The following is a 20,484-nucleotide window of genomic DNA, read 5'->3' as shown; positions in this document are numbered from 1 at the left end:
TTCAGTATATACAACTCGGAATGCGCGAATGTATGTTTGGGCATCGACCTGACATTTGTCGGAGCCCCGCTATAGGAGGTGACCTGTGCTGAACATGACGCTACCCATCCCTTTGATCCTCGTTGCCGCGTTGCCGGCGGTTCTCGATCGATGCTCGGGAACTGATACCAGCGCGGCCCTGGGTGTTCTGGCACGGGACAGGGTGGCTCTGACTGCGACCTCGAACGAGATTGTCGTGGACCTGCCGGTTCCCGAAGGAACGCTGGTCAAAGCGGGCGATATTCTCGTCCAACTCGACGGTACGTTGCAAACTGCAAAGTTGAGTCTGGCGCAGGCGGAGCTTGAAAAGGCTGAGGCAACGCTTCTCAAGCTTCAGGTCGGTCCGCGGCAAGAAGAGATCGCGATTGCAGAAGCCAAAGTTGCCGGTGCCGCGGCACGGCTAGCCGACGCCGAGGCGGTGTACGACCGAAACTCTCAGTTGGTGGTCAATTCAGTGGTGACCGAGGCACGTTTGGAACAGGATCTGGCCTTACGGGATTCTGCACGTGCAGAACTGGTCAGTGCGCGGGAATCTCTGAAGGAATTGCAAAATGGCACGCGACCCGAGGATCTGGCCGTTGCAGAAGCAAACGTTCGTGCCGCAAACGCGTTGGTCAAGGCCGAGCAAACCGTACTGGACGACCTGACCGTCGTCGCAACCCGAGATGGTGTGCTGGACTCCCTGCCTTGGAATCTGGGTGAACGTGTCACCACTGGAAGCCCGGTTGCCGTCATGGTCACCGGTCAAACGCCTTATGCCCGTGTTTACATTCCGGAACCTCATCGCGTGGGTATTAAACCGGGTGATAGTCTTGAGGTCCGCGTTGACGGACTGGATGACGCGTTAGAGGGCGTGTTGCGTTGGATCAGCGATGACGCCTCGTTCACCCCCTATTACGGGTTGAACAAGGACGACCGGACCCGCTTGGTTTATCTGGCGGAAATCGACTTGCCGGGCGCATCACCGGATTTGCCTGCTGGTGTCCCGGTACAGGTCAGGATGCCATGACCGACCTGGTGGTCTCGACGCAGGGTCTGACCCGGCGGTTCGGTGAAAAGACAGCTGTCGACAGCCTGGATCTGGAAATCCGAACCGGCCAGATTTATGGGTTTTTGGGTCCGAACGGATGCGGGAAGACAACAACCATGCGGATGTTGACCGGGTTGCTGACACCCAGCAGTGGCTCGGCCTCGGTTCTGGGTCGGCCGATGCCGGAAGCCGCCGAGCCGCTGAAAAGCGAAATCGGTTATATGACACAGATCTTCTCGTATTACCGCGATCTAACGGTATTGGAAAACCTCAGATTTGCTGCCGAGATTTATGGCATCCCCCGGAAAAAAGCCGCGCCGCGGATTGAGGAGCTGCTCCACACCTATGATCTGACCGACAACGTCAATCAGCTCAGCGGTAGCATGAGCGGCGGCCAGCGGCAGAAACTGGCCCTTGCAGCGACAGTCATGCACCACCCAAAGCTGCTGTTTCTTGACGAACCAACTTCGGCCGTTGACCCGGAAACCCGCCGCACTTTTTGGGAGCAGCTGTTCGATCTGGTCGATGACGGCGCAACGATGATCGTGTCCACGCATTTCATGGATGAAGCGGAACGGTGCCATCGATTGGCCATCCTCGAACACGGTGTGAAAAAAGCCGATGGATCGCCACGGCAGTTGATGGAGGACCTACAGGCCGTCGTCGTCGAGGTCGAAGGCCCAAACCTGCGGAAGGTCAAACACGAACTGGATGGCAAAGCCAAAATACTGTCGACGGCGCAGGTCGGTTCGCGATTGCGGGTTCTGATCGACAAATCCGAATCCGATCCGGTTGCGATGCTACAATCGCTTCTTGTTACTTTTTCAGATCTGTCTCTGACGCCTCAGCGCCCCAATCTGGAAGATGTGTTTGTCAGCGCAACACGTGGGGTAGGGTCATGATTTCTCTACGCCGCATCGCCGCTGTCCTAAGGAAAGAGCTGCTTCAGCTGCGGCGGGACAGGATGACCTTCGCCATGGTCATCATGATCCCGCTGATTCAGCTGCTTCTGTTTGGCTATGCAATCAACACCAACTTACGGCACGTCCCAGTGGCAGTTGTGGATCAGGCCAATACGGAATTGTCACGGACTTTGGCGCAATTGGTTCAGGCGACGCAGGTCGTGAACGTGACCGAACAGTTGGTAAACCCGGAAGAAGCTGAACAGGCAATCACGGAATCCCGCGTACGGGCTGCCTTCATCATCCCGCCGGACGTAGATAATCGGATCGCGCGCAGCCCCTCTGTCGGGCTAGGCTTGCCTGATACTACTAATCTGACCAGCAGCCGTCCGGTCGCGCACTGGATCGTCGATGGTTCCGACACGATGGTGGCCAGTGCGATCAAGTCCCTGCGCACGATGCCATTGACCGAGTTATTGAAAATGCCGCCGAACCAGCAGGTGCCGACCTTCGAGGTCACGCTCTATTTCAACCCCGAGCAACGATCCGCTGTCAATATTGTGCCGGGTCTCGTCGGAGTTATCCTGACTATGACAATGATCCTGTTCACTTCTGCCGCGATCGTCCGGGAACGCGAGCGCGGAAATATGGAGATGCTGATCAACACGCCGATCCGGTCAATCGAGCTGATGATCGGAAAAATCATTCCCTACATTTTTCTGGGCCTGTTACAGGTCGCGATCATACTTGGTTTGGGACACGTTTTGTTTGCAGTTCCGATGAACGGTGGCTTGGGTGCGCTGCTTGTGGTGACGCTGCTGTTTATCATCGCCAGCCTGTCATTGGGGTTGGTCATTTCCACCCTCGCCCAGAACCAGCTTCAATCGATGCAGATGACCATTTTCGTCTTGCTGCCCTCGATCTTGATGTCCGGCTTCATGTTCCCTTTCGACGGTATGCCGCGACCCGTGCAGATCATCGCCCAGATCCTGCCTGCCACGCATTTCATGGACATGATCCGTGGGGTCGTTCTGCGCGACGCCTCGCTTTATGCGCTCCGCTGGGAAATTCTATGGATGATCGGTTTTGCGGCTCTCGGGTTACTTGCCGCGACGCTCAGGTTCAAAAAGCGCTTGGGTTAAGGCTGCCGGGAGAACTCAATTCCATTACAAACTGAATTGTTCGGCGGCGTAACACTATTGCACTAGGACAATTGGATATTGGGCAGCTATTAGGCAGCCCGTGACATATCGTAGAGACCGCGCTGGGTTGTGACGTCGATCTTGCGGAACAGGCAGTCCCTTGGCCCACCGGCCAACAGGTACCACTCGCCCTCTCCAGTGATCCTGGCAATGGGCTGTGCCTACTCCTAAAACATCATGTGGCCTTTTCAGTCGCTTTTGCCGGGCAAAGGGCCTGTAACCGTTCGGTCAACCAATCAGCACGCAGTTCGTCGATCCGGCGGCAGTTTTCCTCGACTCCGGCATCGGCAAGCACGGCGGCCACCTTGTCTTTCTTGCCGATGCGATAATCGATACCGATCACCGGACAGTCCTGACTGAGTGCGAATATAGCCGCGTGAAAACGCATTGCGATGACGGCATCCATCTTGCGCAAAAGGGCAACGGTCCCATCAAGGGACGCATCCGCCTGCCAAATACGGAAATCGGTTCCCGGCTCAAGATGTTGAATGATCCTCCAGGCGCTGCGCAGATCCGACATGCCGAACTGGATCGCATTCATTGGAAAGAACACGAAACACGGATTGGCGCCGGAATTGCGGGCGTAGTCCATCATCCCCTGCGCCAGCTCGCGTTCGCACCGATCCTCGACCGCGCGGGTATGGGCGGCAGGGTCACGCCCCGGTTCGGCAGGAGTAAACAGCGAACCAATAGGCCGGATATTGATCCCGACCACTGGCCGACCCTCTGTTCCGGTCAACAAGGTATCAATCTGCTCAGGCTCGTGGGCGGGCAAACGGGTCAGTAGTTCGCCCCGAGTTTCCAGATAATCGAAAGCCGGGTCGCGGCCGATTTCAATTTCACATCCCTGAATAATCTGGCGGCGGGCATCGTCACGCGTCCGGATCGTAATCCGGTCGGCCAGTTTAACCAGTCGCCGGGCGGTGATTTCCGATGGTTTGCGCACAAAAGTCCCGGGGCCGATGCCTTCCATGACGAAGGGCAAACCACGCCGTTTGGCACGGGTTACGGTTTCCAGATGGCGTACCAGCTGTTTGGGCAGATCGGTCAGAGGCCCTCCTGCAAACACAACACCATCGATCGAAGACACCGCGGCGCGGATATTCGCGCCTATGTATTCCTGCACTTCGATTTCGACAGGCACATCCAGCATCGGGATCAGATGGCGAGTATGATATGGCCGTTGCGTCATCAAGATTGCGCGGACAGTGCCATGTCGTTTGTGAATCCGGTGCAGGACACCACCTAAAATAGCGGCATCGCCGATATGCTCACCCCCATAGGCGCCAATCAACAATACATATGGCATTTCGGGGTCATCCCCGCCGGATCCGGTTGTAGACACGCTGCTTGCCCGCAAATGCGCGGGTACACCGCAGCCCAACACGTCGGCAACATCGGCAATCTTTGTCTTCAACACCTCTGTTGCAGCGGGCCCGCTGGGACCTTCGGGGCCTGGCCTTAGCAACGCCGCGCCAAGATCACCCAGGGTGCAGTGCCTTTCGGAAAATCCCTTAGCGCTGTCCAATTGGCCCCAAGGAGCGTCAGCCTCTGGACTCGGATTATCCGACAGTAGCTTACATAGCCGCTGCATTGGGGCGATGCGGCTACGCTCAAGTTGCTCAAGTTCTTCGCCCAGCAGACGGTAGGCCACAAAATCCCAAGCAAACAACCGGTCTTCGCCCAATAAGCCAATGTCGGCCTGCCCAAGCGCCGACGGCGGCAGTAGCACTGTCGTGGCGTTGTTCGCACTCGCCAGTGAGGCTAGAAATTCCAGCCGATAAACCAAAGGCGGCGTCAACGGGATCAGCCAACGTACCGCGCAATGGTGTTCTTGCAGAGCTAACGTTGCTGAAACGATCTGACCCAGCGGGCCAGCTTGACCGAGGACATGCGCCGGTACGTCATGAGTCTCCTTTAAAACAAAATCCGCCGTGAAGTTTATACTGCGCGATTGTGCAAAGGAGCTCAGTTTGGCAATTTCGCCCGGCGCCACCATGTCTGGATCCATTCGCAGCGTTATGCTTTCCAGTCTGGTGAGCTCTGCCAGTAATGAGATCAGTGTGCTACTGGCGAAACCAGCGTTCGGAAGGATGTTCAGAGCCACTTTCTCACCCGGTCGGATGGCCTGCAATTGCGCGGCCAGCTCCTCGGGCGTCCAACCGTCATGTAGGATGAGGTCTAGGGGGAAAGGGGTCATCACGATCCTAGTTTCTTGATTTCAGTCAGATCTCGGTTTGGTTTCAACATAGCCGACGAATTCACCGGCCGACCAGCAAACCAGCAAGAACAAAGTCAAAGGTGCTGCAGCAATATACTTGCCAACATAACGACCCTTTGCCACCTGGCGACGGAAGTGTCGGAGAAACAGCACGAAAGGCAGCAGCGGCATGGCCAAGCACAGTTTCAACCGTTGGCCACGGGTGATTTCGCGCGCCCGCACCTGACCGAACATACGTGCCCAATGAAACCGTTCACCGGCAAGGGTTCCAACGCTGACTTTTGGCCGCATTTGTTCGGTGATGGCCGCATCAGTCAGCATTAAACCTGCCCCGGCATCCCGCAACGTCCAGTTCACCTGCGCTTCCAGATATTTGACTTCCCATAATTCCCTGACCGACATTATTGCGTCTCTCTTGTAGACAATGTTCGTGTCGGTCACATATTCCGGGTTCTCCTCGGACAGAGGCGGCTGGTAGCGACCAAAATCGCAAAAGAAAATGGCCCAGTTCCACAGGCGGTTCACGCCGTTGGTCACAGCTCCACCAATCACACCGTGGTGGTGTTCGTCGTGCAGGCGGATCATCGTTGTAGCCCAATTCGGATCAGGGACGCCGCGATCCTCGATGATACCAATTAGTCGACCACGCGCCCTCTTCATCGCCTCGGAACGGCGGGTGTCGTAGAATGCATGCATCTCCAGCGGGTTCTTTGGAATGATGCCGTCCAGAATTTCCCCAAGGTCGATGAAGTCAAATTGGGGATAACGGTTGGCCAATTGTCCTGCCTCTGCCGACATATGGTCATAGGGAACCAGCACTTCGAACTTGGCGTCACCCTGTTGAGCGGCCAACCCGTCCAGACAGCGCGTCAGCACCGCCCCGCCATCGACAATCGTCATTACAATGCTCAAGTCAGAAGTGTTTGACATGGTTGCGCTGCCCTACCTGACTTTGCTCAACGCATTGCCTGGACCGAACCAGTACCCGGTCACCTCTCCGGCCCCCCAGGACAAGCAAAACGGAACAAGCAATGGCAGCGATTTGACGAGATGTCCGATATGTGTGCCCTTGGATACTATACGCTGGACAGTCCGGTAAAACATCAAAGGGGGCAGAGCAAAGGCAGCCGCCCCCATGGCCAGACGACGCGATAACGGAGCACCATCCACCCGGGCGCCAGCGTAGGACCGCGAATAAAGAAAGCGCTGCGAGAAATAGAGCCAGAACGTGTAGTGCATCTTGTGCCCGACAACGATGTCAGGTCGCATGATCAGTTCGATGCCGTCGGCTTTCATCGCGTCATGCAGGTGGTTTTCCCATCTGTGCTGCGCCAGAATATCGCCATAGCGATCCAGAACGGATTTGCGATAGATCACGTTGTTTCCAGGCACCCCACCCGACGGACCCGATGGCAAAGGCGGCAGTGAGGCGCTGTATTCGCAGAGAAATGCGGCCCAGTCCATCAATGTCTCTGTGGCGGCGTTTTCGATTGCGCCGCCGACAACGTCATGCCCTTCGTTCAGTGCTTCCAACATTCGGCGAGCCCAATCAGGTGGAACGATCACGTGATCCTCGATCACTGCGACAGCCGGCGCCGTCGCAGCAGCAATACCGACCGCCCGCATTTCCGGGATCGTTGTTCCTTCAGCCACCGGTAGAATTACAGTGCTTGGAAAATCGTGCTGAGCGGCTTGCCGCACAGCTTCGCCCAGCCGGTCGACGACGATCACTTCCAGTTGGGCCGAACGTTGCGCAGCGAGTGCGTCTAAACAGCTTCTCAGATCATCATAACTGTTCACCGATGGAATGATGATTGAGAGGTCAGGTGCTGGCATGCCGTACTCCTGCACTGGTAAAAAAACACTAAAAACAAACTGAGCTGCGCACTGATATCTGTGTGCAAGCCCGGCTATGAGTTGTCAAGCACCCGGTACCTGCGGTTCAAAGCTCTTGCAGGTACCGTCAATCTACTTGGAGCGCCGCAAGTTTGGCCTGGCCTGAAAGGGCTTGAGCATGTCGATCAACCTGTGGACTGCAGATTTCATTTCCTCAACGCAAGCGTAAGCCAAAACCGGGGAGACTATTGACTTCCTCAGCAATTGGGCAGCTGCTGTACTGCATTTTCCTTTTGGCCCGACTTTCGGCTTAATGCCACTCATATTAGGTCATTGTTTCCGAAGATGCTGATGTTTGGCGTGAGAACACGAATCAGGCGGGGGTCTCTTTGGCGTAAGCTATCCGCTGCAAATCCTGGTAAAGAGGTGTGATCTGGGTCAGACCTGCGGCGCAATAGACTCCGGCGCAAATCAAAAATTGCAGCTTTGGGTCATCCGAAAGCAATTGGGACAGCCCCAAGCCCACGCAGGCGGCTACCAGCGGCAGTACGACAGACTTGAGCAGCATCATGGAACCGATCAGACGGCGGGCCGCGACCTGAGTGACAATTCCGCTGGCCAGAAGGCCCGCGCAAAGCGCCAGCGCCGCACCGGGCGCCCCAAGAAACGGGATGCAGGCGACACCTGTGCCAACCAATACAATCGACCCGGCAATCTCGGCCCATAGAAGGTACTTCTGCTGCGCGCAGCCAATCAGCGACCATCGTGCATGGCCCGACAACATCCGGATCGGTACGGCCCAGGCAAGCACCGCCAATACCGGGCCGGCGGTACGGTATGTTGCGCCGAAAACCAACCCCATGATCTGTGTACTCAGAATGGTCAGAAGCAGCGCCAGCGCAATCCCCGCCCAGGCAACCAGATGCACTGAGGATTGCATAACCTGGCCCCATACCTTGCGATCATTCAGTACCGTCCGGGTGATCACCGGATAAAGATTGAAGTGATATACAAAGCTCAGCGTCATGAGCGAAATCACGATCCGCTGCGCGGCACCCAGCCAGGCCGGACCGGTGTTATCCGTCAGGCTGACCAACAGGAACATCGGCACGTAAAGCATGAATGCCCACAACATGTTGGCCAAACCAACTGAAAAGCCTTCTTTCAAGAAAAACAGGGCGGCGCGTGGAGGCCAGCCAAACCGGAAAGGCACAGTCCATGTGTATTGAGCAATCAGATAGAACGCAGATACTGCTATAACTGCGACCAATTCGATCCACCCCACGGTCAACATGCTGCTTCCCGGAGCCACGAACACAAACACTCCACCGGCAAAAATCGCGGTCCGGATCGGTTGTGCCAATGCGGCGATGCTCATTTTCTCATACCCCTGCAATAGCCATTCCTGCTTGAATGGCACTGCCAGAAGGGACAGCGCGTAAATCCAGATGAGCAGTGTGATTTCAGGGTCCTGGCTGGTGTAGTACCCGGCAATTCCCACGACCGGGATCACAATCGACGCCAGCGCCAACCTTGCCACCGGCACCTGCGTCGCCAGTTCCTCTGCAAGCTCGGGTGTTCGCGTGAGTTCGCGCACACCGATGGTTCCGGCACCACATTCAATGACGATAGCTGAGAATGCGGCGATCGAAATTGCCAGTTCGATCGCACCATACTCGGTGGCGTCCAGCACGCGCGCCAAATACGCAAAAGCGACAAATCCGATCACCATGCTGACTGACTGTCCGCTGACCAGTGACACAAAGTCCCGAAACAGCTTGGGGCCCCGGTCGGACATGATATGAGCCAGCCGCTCGCGTGCGGTGTCGATGATCGACATGGTGTGGTCTTTCTATTTGACTGCTGGGCGATGTCCGCCGCTTAAGTCCATCATTCGCATCGCCCAAGCTCATGGCAAGGCCGGGATGAGTTTTGGTCATGTAGAAAGGCCCGATGATCGGTCGTTGGACGGCCAAGTGGCTATACAAGTACGGTCAATTCGATAAAGTCCGGCCAAGTGCTGTTACCAGTTCTCGTTTTTTCAACAGGATTTCATATGTCAAATTCAACCCTCCACATCGGTATCGACGCCACAACCTGGTCTAATGATCGAGGATTTGGCCGCTTTACTCGGGAATTCATCACGGCATTGGCAGCTCGGGATAACGGATTTCGCTACACGCTGGTGTTCGATCAGCCACCGGCTTCTGACTGGCCCGTGCCGGACGGGGTGGAAGTGGCAACAGCCGCCACCGGCAAAGGGTTGAACGAAACAGCGGTGGGCGACACGTCACGCTCGGCTGGGTATCTTTGGACCATGGGCAAGCTGGTGCGGCGCATGCAGTTTGATATTTTCTATTTCCCGGCCGTCTATTCCTATTTCCCGCTGTTGTCGCGGGTTCCCTGCGTGACTTGTTTTCACGACACGACAGCCGAACGGATTCCGCATCTGTTGTTTCCAACCAAAACCAACCATCGGTTGTGGCAACTTAAGACCTGGCTGGCCAAGCAGCAAATGACGCGGGCTATGACGGTTTCTGAAACATCTGCTGCCGATATGGAGTCGTACTTGAACATCCCGCGTAGCAAGATTGACGTTGTCACCGAAGCCGCTGATCCGGTGTTTCGCCCGATCAAGGACAAAGGCGTTGCCATGGCCGCGCGTGAAAAACATCGGATTCCAGAGAATGCGGAATTGCTAGTCTATGTAGGCGGCATGAATGCGCACAAAAACATCCTGGGCCTGCTCAAGGCGATGCCGCAAATCGTGCAGGAGCGCCCGGAGGTGCATCTAGCCATTGTCGGATCGACATCCGGCAAGGGTTTTTGGGACAATGTGCCCGAATTGATGGCATTTGTCCGGGATAACCCGCCACTCGAACAACATGTGACCTTTACCGGTTATGTACCAGACGCAGAATTGGTCGAGCTTTTCGCGTCTACTACGGCTCTGGTTTTCCCATCGCTGTGGGAAGGGTTTGGACTGCCAGCGGTCGAAGCGATGTCCTGCGGTGTTCCTGTGTTGTCCTCTGATCGAGGTAGCCTGCCCGAAGTGGTGGGTGATGCGGGGATTTACTATGACCCCGAGGATCTTGGAGCGATCCGCGACACGATACTTAAGTTCTTTGGTGACGCAGATCTGCGCCGGACATTGACTGCCGCTGCATTACCTCGCGCCGCCGGGTTCAGCTGGGATCACGCGGCCAAGCTGGGTGAAGATAGTTTCCGCCGCTGCCATGACGATGCATCAGGCAACACGGCATAATTCTCGTTAGCCCAGGTTAGTTCCACCCTTTTCCGCCGCGCAGCGGGCCAATCACAGAAAGTGGGCTGACAAAGCCTCAGGAAGTCAAAACGACAAAGTGCCAGTTACTCTTTGTTGGCGTTTTTGGACCATTCTTATGACCGCCTCAATTTCGCATGTTCCCGATGTTCTCCAAGGCCACGACCTGTCCACTACCTGTGCTTTCGCGGACCGCTGCCGCAACCTGTAACGCTCTTAATCCGGCATGGCCATCTGCCAGCGGCACGTCAAGTTGACCCTCAATCATGTGCTGAAAATCCCGCAATTCCTCCTGGAAGGACAACAGGCAGGTGGATTGCCAGGTCTTCAACTTCTCTCGGATCATGATTTCGGGATAGAATTTACGCTGTCGTGTTTCCGGCCCATCTGTCGTGGGCTTTGAGATCAGAAGGCTCTGCATCGGCGCATACGCCCCCCGTACCATGCCCTTGTCCCCGTAAATTTCGACAAAGGATTTGTAGCCTTTCCATTCAGCCCAAGTCGCGTGATAGGTGGCGGTGATGCCATCTGGGTTTCTGAAAACCGCCATCGCGTTGTCTTCGGAGCCGTTCACATGCCAGATATTCTCGGTCATCACCCCATAAACAGATGTGATCTCACCCAGGAAATAACGTGCAAGATCAGTCATGTGTATGCCGATATCCATCATGGCGCCACCGCCTGACTCCGGCATTTTGTATTCCCACTCGTGCCCAAAATTGTGGAGACCATTATGACCTCCATAAATGCGCACATGGTCGATCTTTCCGATCTTTCCCGCGTCAACTGCTTCACGCGCAAAACTGACGAACGGGTAATAGCGTAGGTTGAATCCGACAGCGAGGACCCGGTCCGCGGCCTTGGCGGCGTCTACAATGCGCTGGCCGCCTTCGACCGTGTTCGAAAGCGGCTTTTCGCACAACACATGCAAACCCCGAGCAAAGGCGGCCACACAAGCCGCTTCATGCAGATGTGGTGGGATGGACACGATCACTGCATCCATTTCTGTTTCGAGGAATGGATCGAGATCCGAATGCGCTGTTGCGTTGGTGCCTGCGACTGCTGCTTCTGCGGCTTGCTGGTTTACATCGACAACTGCAACAAGTTCGGCGGTGGGGTCCGCAATGATCGACTGCACTCGCAACTTGCCGATCTTGCCTGCACCAACAACACCAATACGCATAATGTCTCTCCTCAACTTCTGGTAAAAAATTCAATCGGTAACGCAATTCATTCGCTACAACTATTCATACAGGCTGTAGGTTGTCATTCCCAAAATGAACTAATCAAGGCTCAACGCCAGGCTCTACACATCAAAAGGCATCCAAAGAACGTCCGGTAGCCAGTTTTTGTGAAATACGCTTACTGAACGACCACTTTCGGACAATGCCCTGAAATAAGGAAGAAATGATCGGTGCGGGGCCGAAATACAATTCGCGCCCCGCAGCCAAATTTATCAGTAGAAATACGGCAGGTTCTTAGCCCGCGCGGCTCGAACCCAATTGGGCACAAAGGGAACGATCTTGTCCTGCGAGGGCACCATCATCTCGATGAAATTTGCACCGGGATTTGCGATTGCTTCCGATAGGATCGGCTCGATATCTGCCTCACACGTAATGCGCGCAGTCTTGAAACCAAAACCTTCCGCCACTTTGACATAGTCAACGCGCCCAAAGTCGGTCGACCAGGGCTCATCAATGTCATCCAACAAGATGGCCTCACCCCGGATCCAGCCAAATGTGTCATTTCGAGTCAGGATCACAGTGACGTTCTTGCCGCTGCGTTTCAGGGTTTCCATGTCGCCTATCACAAAACCAAACGAACCGTCGCCAGTGAAAGAAATAACCGGACCGTCATTGGCATAAGCCGCGCCCAAAGCGGCAGGGACCGAATACCCCAGGGCACCCATCGAATAGTTTGTGATGTAACGGCGCCCGGGCCTTCGGAAGGTCAGCAAGGCAGAAGGGTAGATTGCACTGACGCCCGGCTCTGAGGTCACGACGGCATCGTCAGGCATGATCTTGTCCAGAACCTGAGACAGTTTAACCGGCGAGATCGTCCCTTCCGGCATCGGTATATTCGAGTTGAACACCTTGTCCAAAGCGGTCTGCTTGATCGGGTTCAAATCAACCTTTTCACGCAGTGTATCGGGGTAATCCGACTTAATAATCTCGACCATGTATTCCACGCTGGCGCGGGCATCGCCAACCATGCCAACCTTAACCGGAAAGTTGTTACCTACGTGGGCTTCGGCAATATCCAGATGCAGGAAAGCCTTCGTCTTTGGGTCACCATAGAGCTTCCAATGATCGGTCGCTGCGCTATCCGTGTTCGAGCCGATGAAAAAAATGGTGTCAGCTTCGAGTACGTATTTGTTGGAATACTCCATCCCGCCACGACCGCCGATCACGCGCAGCGCGAGCGGATGGTCTTCGGGGATGGTGCCTTTGCCAGGGGTTGTTGTCCCGACCGGAATTTGCAGTAACTCTGCAAGTTCCAGAATCGCGTCGGTTGCGTTGGAGATCAGTGCACCCTGCCCGCAAACAATGGCAGGCTTTTTCGATGAAAGCAGCACGTCGATGGCCGCCCGGATCTTTCCATGATCAGCCACCGGGCGATGGGCCGGGTAGAAGCTGTAATCGGGTTCGGCATAGAGATCCTCAACGTCCGCCTCTTCACCAAAAATGTTGATTGGTACGCGGATATGAACAGGGGCCGGCCGACCCGAGGTTGCAACGCGGAACGCTCGGCGCATCAGGAATGGGATTTCTCTGGCGTTGGTCAGCACAAAAGACTCTTTACAGATGCTATCGTACAGCTTGGTTTGATCGACACCTGTTAGCCCGTGTTTTTTGTCCTGATTGATCGGGATGTCCGAGCTGAAAAAGATAACTGGAACAGAGCTGAGGTAGGCCTCGGTTATGCCCGGGGAACAATGAGTTACACCAGGGCTTGGCGCCTCTAGCACACATGGGCGCCCGGTGATTTTTGCATAAGATTCTGCGGCATACGAGGCCGTGCGTTCGTCACGGGTAAGCACGAATTCGATGTCGCTGTGTTCACGCCATTCCTTGTACCATCCGATGGTGGTTTCGCCGGGTAGACCAAACACATGTTTGACGCCATGAAGCTCCAGCATTTTAAGAATGATCTGTGCGCCATTCATGCGCTTGGCTTCTGAATAATCCATTGGTTTGCACCTTTCAGTGGCGATCTGCATACGTAACTGTATGCAGAATTTTCGCAGTTTTTTATTTAGACCAGTGGAGTATCCACGGCGTATTTCTCAAGCATTTCGGGGTCGACCTTCACGCCCAGACCGGGACCGGTGGGAACGTGAACCCTGCCATTTTTGACGGGAAAGGGTTCGGTCAGGATGTCTTCGGCAGCGTAGTAAGTTGCCATGTAGAATTCGCATTGCAGCAGCAGGTCTGGCACCGCAGCCATCAAATGCGCGCCTGCCGCATGAGCCAGTCCGGTTTCGAACATGCAGCCGCCATAGATTTCTACACCAGCCGCACGTGCAATTGCTGCTACTTCCAGCGCGCGGCGGATGCCGCCGGATTTCATGATCTTCAACGAGAAGATGTCCGCGATCTTATGCTGTACACCGAAAACCGCACCCTTGGGGTCGAACACACTCTCATCTGCCATGATCGGTGTGTCGATCACGTGCGTGATATGTGCCAGCACCTCGCGTTCGTGCATCTTGACCGGCTGTTCAACAAAAGTCGGGCGGAACGCCTCCAGATCACGAATGCATCGCACTGCATCATAAGCTGGCAATCCCTGATTGTAGTCGATGCGGATGTCGGCTTCGTCACCGTAGATTTCACGCAGTTTTTCACAGCGCATCAGATCGAACTTGTGGCCTGCGAACCCGGTCTTGAACTTGAAGATACGAACCCCGTCTTCCCACATCGCGGCGATGTCATCGAGATCGGAGGCAAAGTCCGGGTTTGCGATTGAAAAGCTCATGCCCATACTGTCACGCATTCGTCCGCCAACCAGTTCACAGAGTGAAAGCCCGGTGATCTGACCGGTAATGTCCAGCAGCGCCATTTCAAGCGCGGCCTTGGCTTCAGGATGGCCGACCACAACCTTATCGGCCATGTTCATGTGTTTTTCGACCTGCACAGGGTCCTGACCGATCAAATGCGGACGCAGATGAACGTGCAGCGTTGCGGCATTGCCTTCGGCGGTACCAGTAAAAACCGGCCAGGGTGAGGCTTCACCCCAACCGGTGATACCAGTATCCGTCACGATTTCCATAATCGCAACGTTGATACCTGCCACGTCGCCACTACCGTGGGAATGGACGGCCTTAGCTGGGATTGAAATTCGGTGAACGCGAATTTCTTCTATCTTGTGATCGCTCACACTGTTCTCCATCAAGACTTGGCGGGGTGCGACCTATTGCGGCCGGACGACCAAAACACTGCAGGATGCATAACGGGACACGCGTGCAGCATTCGGGCCGATAAACAGATCTGTCACGGAAGGCCGGCTGGCGCCGATAACCACAAAACTGGCGCCGACTTCGTCTGCGTGTTCAATCAGTTCCTCATAGACCACCCCGCGCAGAACCTGCGTGTTGTGCTCTACACCTTGCCAGTCAAAGGTCAGGCCATAGCTCTGAAGGTCGTTCAGCGCTTCTACGAGCACTTTTTCCCGCATATCGACGGGAATGTACTCCTGAACATAGCTGTTCTGCTGGTCAGGAATAACGAACACCAATTCAACCTTGCTGTCATGGGTTCGCGCCAGCGAGATCGCCTCTTTCACAACGAGGCTGTCAGCATCCTTGTGGACCAGGTCCACGGCGGCAAGAATAATGCCTTTGGTCATTTTACCACCCTCTTGATACCCGTACACCGGGAAAAGGGGGTTGGCCCGTTAACGGCCAACCGAGTTTACCATGTTGTCAGGCAAGTAAGTCGCCAGTTCGGGGAAGCCGATCAGGACGAACACCATTACCACCATGATCAGAAACAGCGGCAGCGCTGTTTTGGCGATGTACCCCATTTCATGTCGGGTAATCCCCTGCATGACGAACAGATTGAAGCCGATGGGCGGGGTGATCTGCGCCATTTCCACAACCACCACTATGAAGATACCGAACCAGATCAGATCGATGCCGGCTCCTTCGACCATTGGCTGAACAATTGCCATGGTCAGAACCACCGATGAGATACCGTCGAGGAACATGCCCAACACGATGTAAAACAGCATCAAGGCAAGCAGCAACGAAAAGCGCGATAGGTTCAGACCTTCGATGAATTCCGCCAACGCGCGCGGCAGGCCAGTAAAGCCCATGGCCAGGGTCAGCGCAATCGCACCCATCAGGATGAAGGCGATCATCGCCGATGTTCGGGTCGCACCCAGCAGGCTTTCGATAAACGCCTGTTTGGTCAGCGATCCCTGCAAGGCGGCCAGAATGAAAGCGCCAATGACTCCGATTGCTGCTGCTTCGGTCGCCGTGGCAAAACCGCCATACATCGAACCGATGACGACAAAAATCAGCAGGATGATCGGGATCAGGAACCGGCTTTCATTCAGCTTTTGCCCAAAGGTCATCTTGTCAGCAATCTCGGGCACTTCCTTGGGCCGGATGAACGACCAGCCGGCAACATAGGCCATGAACATTCCGGCCAGAACGATACCGGGCAAAATGCCTGCCATGAACAGCTTCGAGATCGACTGTTCAACCGCAACTCCGTAGACAATCAAAGTCAGCGACGGCGGGATCATCAGGCCTAGCGTTGCCGCACCGGTTAGCGTGCCGATAATCATATATTCAGGATACTTACGCGCCCGAAGTTCCGGAATCGACATCTTACCGACTGTGGTGAGCGTGGCGGCAGAGGAGCCCGAGACAGCGGCGAATATCGTACACCCGACAATATTCACGTGCACCAGCCCGCCAGGCATCCGCTGCATCCAGGGGCTGAGACCGCGGAACATATCCTGTGATAATCGACTTCGGAACAGGATTTCTCCCATCCAGATAAACAGCGGCAGCGCCGTCAGAGTCCAGCTGGACGAACCAGTCCAGATTCGGGTCAGCATCGCGTCGCCCGCTGGCCGCGTGGTGAACATTTCAAGCCCAAGATAGGCCACACCGAAAAGCGCAAGAGCGACCCAAACACCTGTTCCAAGCAACAAAAACAAGGCAAACAGGAAAATGAGTACGAGGTAGACTTGATCCATTGTGTCACTCCGCGTGTGCATCGACCCCAACGGATCGAATGTTGTCTTTACCCGCGAAGAGGGTGCAGATCAGGTTATCCAAAGCGCAGATCGCCAACAGCACGGTGCCGATTACCATCGACATCTGTGGAATCCAGATCGGCCAGGCATCCTGTCCCTGACTGATGTCGTTAAAGCGATAGCTTTCGTAGGTCAGCTTGATTGCGTACCGGGCGAACAGGAAAGTCAGATAGCTGGCAATCGCCCAGCACCAGATCTCGCCATATCTGCGGTATCGCCCCATTACGTTGAGCAGCAAGTTGACCCTGATGTGACTGCCGCTGTTCAGTGCATAAGGCAAAGCCAGGAACGACGCCGCAGCCATGCAATACCCGGTAAAATCGGGTCCGCCGACAACAATCTCACCGACCCAGCGAGACACCATCTGCATGGAAACGAAACACAGGATCAGGATCAAAAAGACAGCGGCAACGTATCCGGCCCAGCGATAGATGGCGTCCAAAACGGTACGCAAAAGACTGAAAAACGCCACGGCTATCCTCCTTTTCATGAGCCCCAGCGCCGATCCGACGCCGGGACAATTTCATTGCGGTTGGATTATTGAGCCGCCTTGAAGGCATCGACGATTTGCTTGCCCTGGTCCCCTGCGGATTCCAGCCACTCGGCAGTCATGGTTTCACCAATTGCACGCAGCTCGGCTGAAAGCGCATCACCGGCCGGACCAGTGGTCATCCCGTTTTTAGCCAGTTCGTTGACTGTGAATTCAGTGTACTGGATCGAGCGCCAGTCTCCGGCATATTCAGCTAAAACCGCACATCCGTTCACCACATTCTTGGTGGCCTCATCCAGACCATTCCAGGCATCCGTGTTCACCATCACATAGTTGCGGGGCATCCATGCATCCACACCATAATAGTGCGAGAGGCTCTCCCAGACCTTACGGTCGTATCCGGTGGACCCCGACGAAACCATGCCTTGTGCAACGCCGGTGGCGAAGGCCTGGCTGATTTCGGCTGCTTCGATCTGTACCGGCAACATACCGGCCAGTTCAGCCAGCCGGGCAGAAGCGGAGTTGTAAGCGCGGAACTTTAGACCCTCGGCATCGGCCAGAGAATTCACTTCACGGTCAAAATAAAGCCCCTGCCCAGGCCACGGAACGGAATATAGAAGGTGCAGGTTTTGCTCGGCCAGCAATTCCGTCAGGGGTCCTTTGGCGGCTTCCCAAAGCTTCTCGGAGGCTTCGAATGAGGTTGCCAGGAACGGTACGGAGTCAAAGCCAAACAGCGGGTTTTCATTCTGGTGACCGGACAGCAAGCGTTCGCCGATATTCACCTGACCGGTTTGAATGGCACGTTTGATTTCAGCGCCCGCATAAAGCGAACCCCCGGGGTGGGTCTGAATGGTGAGTGCACCACCCGTTCCGATGGTCACGCATTCTGCGAATTCCGCACCGGTTGCCGAGTGGAAATTGGTGGCCGAATACGCCATCGGCATATCCCAGGTTTCCGCCGATACAGCAACGCTTGATGCGGTTACGACAGCGACGCTGGCGGCGAACTTGGTAAGTGTGGTTGACATGTTTGGCTCCCTTGTTGCCTTGATTTTGCGCTCTGATGGCAGAGCGTTCTTGATTATTCAGTTAAAACCGCATCGGGTCATATGTGCTCAGATCAATATTGGTGCGATCATTGGTGATCAGCCCTGCCAGAATCCGACCAGTTTTGGGCCCGGCCGTAAGGCCAATATGATGATGGCCAAATCCAGCCAGAACGCCGGTGTTTCCGATTTCACCGATCAGAGGAAGACTGTCTGACGGTGCTGGACGATGACCCAACCAGCTACTTTCGCTTTCAAATTTCAGGTCAGGAAAACTCTCCAATACTTTGCGCCTGAGCAGATTGAGCGGTGCTTTCGATGGGCCCGCCTCCAGACCTCCGAACTCCACCACCCCAGCACAGCGCAGCCTGCCCTCCATCGGCGTGGCCACAAATTTTCCTGTTGCCACCATCATCGGCGTCGCCGGCCCATTTTCAGGCGCGGTAAATTCCATATGGTAGCCGCGCTCACTTTCAATCGGTACTGAAATCCCAAGCTTTCTGGCCAACTTCTTAGACCAAACACCGGTTGCCAGAACCACTTTGGTGCAGCTCAACTTCCCATCGCTGGTCACAACAGACGTAACCTGGCCATCAGTCAGCTCGAAGTCGACAACCTCTGTTTGGCGAAAAACAGCACCCAGCTTTTCGGCTTCGGTAGCCAGAGCGGCAATATAGGCACCCGGATTACGGCTGAACCCGTGGTCATGCATAACTGCAAGCAAGTTCAATTCCGGGGATAGATTGGGTTCAAATTCCCGAACTGCGCTGCCCTCCAGAATCTCGGGCTCAAACCCCGCTACTTTGCGCAACATCCAGGTGTAGTCGTCGGCCTCGAACGCCGCCCGTGAGGGGTAGACAAAGCTATAATCGCTGGTCTGTATCCATTCCGCCGCATCAGTGTCCTTGGTCAATGACAGATGCTGTTCGACCGTGTCGCTTGTCAGCGGGGTAAGCCCCTTTGCAATGCGCTGTGTATCCTTGTCATTGGCGTTCGACATATACCGCAGCAACCATGGTATTAGACGCGGCACATAAGACCAGCGCAGAAACAGCGGAAAATTCGGGTCCATCGCCATGCGCGGACCTTTGAACATCAGGCCAGGCGCTGTTACAGGCGCCACCGAACAGGCCGCTAAAACTCCGGCGTTGCCATAGGATGCAGCCTTTTCGTCCCCGGGCGGGTTGCGATCTATGATGGTGACATCAACACCCTTTCGCCGCAACCAGATGGCAGTCGACACGCCCACGATCCCGGCACCGATAACGACTACTTGTTCGCCCTTGGAGTTCATCATCCCTCACCGTACCCAGAATCATTTGGGTTTGTACTATATTCTGAACTGTATACAGTCTTGTAGATTTCTGTGAAGACAATTGTTTATTTTGCGGCTGTCTCTGCTAAAACAGGGCAACCGAGACTTACCAGAGAGTACAATGTCCAAATCGGAAGGCAGCGTGGAAAGAGCCTATGAGGCGCTGCGCAAAATGGCGATAAATTTCGAGTTCAAGCCGGGCGAGCGGTTGAACGAAACAGCGTTGACGAAACGTTTGAGCGTCAGTCGAACACCATTGCGCGAAGCGCTTAATCGGTTGGTATCAGAAGGTTTTTTAACCTTTGAGCTAGGCAAGGGGTTCTTCTGCCGACCACTGAGCCCAGAAAAGGTCTTTGAGCTTTATCAACTAAGGTGTGCGCTTGAGACCGAGGCGCTGATACGCGCAATCGAATCCGCTGCAGATGAGGATATCGACTCGGTAGTGGCCTATCTGGACGAGATAGAAAAATCCTACTCAGCTTGCACTGACCTGGACGAATTGCTGCGAATGGATGAAGAGTTCCACATCAAAATGGCATCGCTTTCCGGCAATCAGGAACTGATCAAACTGCTGTGTAACGTCAACGAACGCATCCGGTATGTAAGGATCATCAACTTGCGCCTGCTACGGGACCGGCGCGATGATACAGATACCGATCAGGCATCAATGTCCGCCCATCGATCCATTCTGGACGCCGTCAAGGAACGCACCCTAGATCGCGCAGTGGCGGCGTTACGAGGCCATATCGAACGGCGCAGCGAGCAAACCGTTGAATTGGTCCGCGTTGCCTATTCACAACTATATGTCCCCGGTGGCTAGCTTTGAGGCCGCTCGTCTAGTGGTGCGGAG

At 55.1% G+C, this 20,484-nt stretch carries 17 protein-coding genes; 5 read left to right on the top strand and 12 right to left on the bottom strand.

The features are described from left to right. Positions 1-94 precede the first annotated feature (94 nt). The 3 genes from AC2TCY_RS10645 to AC2TCY_RS10635 are packed head-to-tail and all read left to right on the top strand — an operon-like array spanning position 95 to position 3,113. Positions 95-1,048, top strand: a complete 954-nt coding sequence (locus AC2TCY_RS10645) for an HlyD family secretion protein (RefSeq protein ID WP_480847502.1) — start codon at positions 95-97, stop codon at positions 1,046-1,048. Then, positions 1,045-1,971, top strand: a complete 927-nt coding sequence (locus AC2TCY_RS10640) for an ABC transporter ATP-binding protein (protein ID WP_480847356.1) — start codon at positions 1,045-1,047, stop codon at positions 1,969-1,971. The genes AC2TCY_RS10645 and AC2TCY_RS10640 overlap by 4 nt, the downstream gene beginning before the upstream one ends. Then, the gene (locus tag AC2TCY_RS10635; RefSeq protein WP_480847355.1) at positions 1,968-3,113 is read left to right on the top strand and encodes an ABC transporter permease; all 1,146 of its coding nucleotides are present in this window, start codon (positions 1,968-1,970) and stop codon (positions 3,111-3,113) included. Before AC2TCY_RS10640 ends, AC2TCY_RS10635 begins: the two co-directional genes overlap by 4 nt. 235 nt (positions 3,114-3,348) lie before the next feature. Here AC2TCY_RS10635 and AC2TCY_RS10630 read toward each other — a convergent pair whose 3' ends face one another. The 4 genes from AC2TCY_RS10630 to AC2TCY_RS10615 form a co-directional block, all read right to left on the bottom strand. Continuing rightward, positions 3,349-5,373 (bottom strand): polysaccharide pyruvyl transferase family protein, encoded by a 2,025-nt coding sequence (locus tag AC2TCY_RS10630; RefSeq protein ID WP_480847353.1) that lies wholly within the window; start codon positions 5,371-5,373, stop codon positions 3,349-3,351. Positions 5,374-5,394: 21 nt separating this feature from the next. Further along, positions 5,395-6,294: a glycosyltransferase family 2 protein gene (locus AC2TCY_RS10625; RefSeq protein WP_480847351.1), complete on the bottom strand. Its 900-nt coding sequence runs from the start codon at positions 6,292-6,294 to the stop codon at positions 5,395-5,397. A gap of 42 nt (positions 6,295-6,336) precedes the next feature. Further along, positions 6,337-7,230, bottom strand: a complete 894-nt coding sequence (locus AC2TCY_RS10620; protein WP_480847349.1) for a glycosyltransferase family 2 protein — start codon at positions 7,228-7,230, stop codon at positions 6,337-6,339. Between the two features lie 373 nt (positions 7,231-7,603). Next, positions 7,604-9,070, bottom strand: a complete 1,467-nt coding sequence (locus AC2TCY_RS10615; protein WP_480847348.1) for an oligosaccharide flippase family protein — start codon at positions 9,068-9,070, stop codon at positions 7,604-7,606. A 216-nt stretch (positions 9,071-9,286) separates the two neighbouring features. Between AC2TCY_RS10615 and AC2TCY_RS10610 the strand changes: the two genes are divergently transcribed. After that, positions 9,287-10,495: a glycosyltransferase family 4 protein gene (locus AC2TCY_RS10610; protein ID WP_480847347.1), complete on the top strand. Its 1,209-nt coding sequence runs from the start codon at positions 9,287-9,289 to the stop codon at positions 10,493-10,495. A 145-nt stretch (positions 10,496-10,640) separates the two neighbouring features. On the opposite strand, the gene AC2TCY_RS10605 is transcribed toward AC2TCY_RS10610, so the two are convergent. The 8 genes from AC2TCY_RS10605 to AC2TCY_RS10570 form a co-directional block, all read right to left on the bottom strand. Further along, positions 10,641-11,696, bottom strand: coding sequence for a Gfo/Idh/MocA family protein (locus AC2TCY_RS10605; protein ID WP_480847345.1), 1,056 nt, complete (start codon positions 11,694-11,696; stop codon positions 10,641-10,643). Between the two features lie 273 nt (positions 11,697-11,969). Then, positions 11,970-13,703, bottom strand: a complete 1,734-nt coding sequence (locus AC2TCY_RS10600; protein ID WP_480847343.1) for a thiamine pyrophosphate-binding protein — start codon at positions 13,701-13,703, stop codon at positions 11,970-11,972. 65 nt (positions 13,704-13,768) lie between these two features. Continuing rightward, entirely contained in the window at positions 13,769-14,893 is a 1,125-nt protein-coding gene (locus AC2TCY_RS10595) for an enolase C-terminal domain-like protein (protein WP_480847342.1), read from the bottom strand. 33 nt (positions 14,894-14,926) lie between these two features. After that, positions 14,927-15,361 carry a universal stress protein gene (locus AC2TCY_RS10590; RefSeq protein ID WP_480847341.1) on the bottom strand — a complete coding sequence of 145 codons (435 nt, stop codon included), beginning with the start codon at positions 15,359-15,361 and terminating at the stop codon, positions 14,927-14,929. Positions 15,362-15,409: 48 nt separating this feature from the next. Then, a complete protein-coding gene (locus tag AC2TCY_RS10585; RefSeq protein WP_480847340.1) occupies positions 15,410-16,723 on the bottom strand; it encodes a TRAP transporter large permease in 1,314 nt (437 codons plus the stop codon). A gap of 4 nt (positions 16,724-16,727) precedes the next feature. After that, positions 16,728-17,255 (bottom strand): TRAP transporter small permease, encoded by a 528-nt coding sequence (locus AC2TCY_RS10580; protein ID WP_480847339.1) that lies wholly within the window; start codon positions 17,253-17,255, stop codon positions 16,728-16,730. 65 nt (positions 17,256-17,320) lie between these two features. After that, the gene (locus tag AC2TCY_RS10575; RefSeq protein ID WP_480847338.1) at positions 17,321-18,301 is read right to left on the bottom strand and encodes a TRAP transporter substrate-binding protein; all 981 of its coding nucleotides are present in this window, start codon (positions 18,299-18,301) and stop codon (positions 17,321-17,323) included. Between the two features lie 61 nt (positions 18,302-18,362). Then, positions 18,363-19,613 carry an NAD(P)/FAD-dependent oxidoreductase gene (locus AC2TCY_RS10570; protein WP_480847337.1) on the bottom strand — a complete coding sequence of 417 codons (1,251 nt, stop codon included), beginning with the start codon at positions 19,611-19,613 and terminating at the stop codon, positions 18,363-18,365. 142 nt (positions 19,614-19,755) lie between these two features. Here AC2TCY_RS10570 and AC2TCY_RS10565 point away from each other — a divergent pair, with 142 nt between their 5' ends. Next, positions 19,756-20,454 carry a GntR family transcriptional regulator gene (locus tag AC2TCY_RS10565; protein WP_480847335.1) on the top strand — a complete coding sequence of 233 codons (699 nt, stop codon included), beginning with the start codon at positions 19,756-19,758 and terminating at the stop codon, positions 20,452-20,454. Positions 20,455-20,484: the final 30 nt, after the last annotated feature.

The organism is Ruegeria sp. HKCCD7181, from assembly GCF_057221055.1.
Note: the sequence above shows the minus strand (reverse complement) of the source record. Positions and strands in the feature narration are given on the sequence as shown.